Here is a 1,838-nt window from a genome sequence, read left to right on the forward strand (position 1 = left end):
GGCGGGCCGCGTCGAGGCCGGCGCGCTGCTGCCCCAGGCGCGGTGGGGCAACGCGCTCGCGTGCGCGCTCTTGAGGTTGCGGTGGGGCGTCCGGTACACGGACCTCGGTCCGTTCCGCGCCATCCGGTGGGACGCCCTCGAGGCCTTGGGGATGCGCGACCAAACGTTCGGGTGGACGGTCGAGATGCAAGTACGCGCGGCTCGGGCCGGCTTGCGCGCCGTCGAGGTCCCGGTCGGCTACCGGCGCCGGGTCGGAAAATCCAAGATCACCGGGACGGTCAACGGGACCGTCCGCGCCGGCGCCAAGATCCTGTGGACGGTCGGCGTCCACGCGCTTCGAGGACGGCTGTAGCGCCCTCGAAGCGACCTCCAGCACGGACAGAGAATCTGAGCGGCGTTGACAATCGCCGGTTCGGGCCCTGCCGAGGTCACGGTTTCGACCTCGCAAGGAGCGTGAGAAGTGCGGGGCCGTAGCCCCGGAGGACGAGCGTGACGGGGCGAGGCCGGAAGCTGGGCCGGCAGGGCCGATCAGGGTGAATGTCAACGCTGCCTAGGTAGGAAGCCGTACGCTCATCCCAGAGAAACAGACAGAGGCATGGAGCGAACGACCATCTACCATTCGGATCCAGACATCCTCGGAGGGACACTCGTTTTCGTGGGGACACGCGTCCCCATCGACACGCTCCTCGTCTACCTCCGCAAGAGCAAACGCATCGAGGACTTCCGCGACGACTTCCCGACTGTGACTCGCAAGCAGGTTGAAGGCCTCCTCGGTTGGCAGAGCGTGACCTCACGGCAGGGATGTGATCCGCGTCCTACTCGATGAGAACCATCCCAGGAAGCTGAAGTGGTCATTGAACGCCGACGCCCTCACGGTACCCGAACGAGGGTGGGGTGGAATCGAGAACGGAAGGTTGCTCCGACTCGCATCTGAGGAGTTCGACGTGCTGCGGACGATGGACCGAGGCATCGAGTACCAGCAGAACCTGAGCGGGATCGGCCTGTGCATCGTCGTGCTCTCAGCCCTAAGCACGACATCGATGACCTCCTCCCGTTGGTGCCGAGGATCAACGCCGCTCTCCAGAATGCGGCCCCGGGACTTCTCCTTCGCGTGACAGCAGAAGCGTAGTCGAACGTCCGTCCTCGAGGACGGCTACAGCGCTACGCGGTAGGATTGAGCCGGTAGCCCGCGTGGCGTAGCCAGCCGAGCGAGTCCTCCCACGTCAGCGCGGCGACGGCCGCCGCCAGCGCCTCGGTCAGCGCCGCCGCCGTGTCGGCGCGCGCTCGCTTGACGAGGTGCTTCACCTTCGACCACATCTCCTCGACCGCGTTGAACTCGGGGCTGTAGCGCGGCTGCCACACCAACGCCGCTCCACGGGCCTCGATCAGCGCGCGCAGTCCCGGCCGCTTGTGGACGGAGTGGTTGTCCCAGACGACGATGTCCCCTGGCTCCAGCCTCGGTGCGAGATGGTCGCGCACGAAGCGCTCGAACACGTCGCCGTCGACGCTTCCCTCGACGGCGACGACCCCGCCACGCCCGAGGCCGACCCAGCCGAGCAGGCTCGTCCGGCGCCCCTTGCGGTACGGCGCGTGCTCCTCGCACCGCTCGCCACGAGGCGCGTAGCCGTAGGCCACCCGGCCACCGGCGACGATCCCGCTCTCGTCCACGCACACGACCCGCGCGCCGTCGACGGTCGGCTGCCATGCGGCGAACTGCGCCCGCTCCGCTACGACGTCGTCTCGGAGTCGCTGGACGGCTCGGAACGACTTTTTTTGAGCGTCAGCGTCATCCGGGCCAGCGTCTGGCCGACGGTCTGCTGGCTCACACGGGGGTGCCC

3 protein-coding genes and 1 pseudogene are annotated in these 1,838 nt (G+C 68.0%); 3 read left to right on the forward strand and 1 reads right to left on the reverse strand.

The window, feature by feature from the left end:
- The 3 genes and pseudogenes from WBA11_RS13815 to WBA11_RS13825 all read left to right on the forward strand — a co-directional run.
- A pseudogene (locus tag WBA11_RS13815) lies at window positions 1-352 on the forward strand (glycosyltransferase family 2 protein); the annotation flags it as partial.
- 243 nt (window positions 353-595) lie between these two features.
- The gene (locus tag WBA11_RS13820; protein WP_424521252.1) at window positions 596-826 is read left to right on the forward strand and encodes a DUF433 domain-containing protein; all 231 of its coding nucleotides are present in this window, start codon (window positions 596-598) and stop codon (window positions 824-826) included.
- Entirely contained in the window at window positions 804-1,115 is a 312-nt protein-coding gene (locus tag WBA11_RS13825) for a hypothetical protein (RefSeq protein ID WP_424521253.1), read from the forward strand. Before WBA11_RS13820 ends, WBA11_RS13825 begins: the two co-directional genes overlap by 23 nt.
- Before the next feature lie 46 nt (window positions 1,116-1,161).
- On the opposite strand, the gene WBA11_RS13830 is transcribed toward WBA11_RS13825, so the two are convergent.
- The coding region (locus WBA11_RS13830) for an IS630 family transposase (protein WP_424521254.1) at window positions 1,162-1,838 on the reverse strand (677 nt) is incomplete at its 5' end.

It is taken from the genome of Rubrivirga sp., from assembly GCF_049648075.1.
In the GTDB taxonomy this organism is placed as follows: Bacteria; Bacteroidota; Rhodothermia; order Rhodothermales; family Rubricoccaceae; genus Rubrivirga.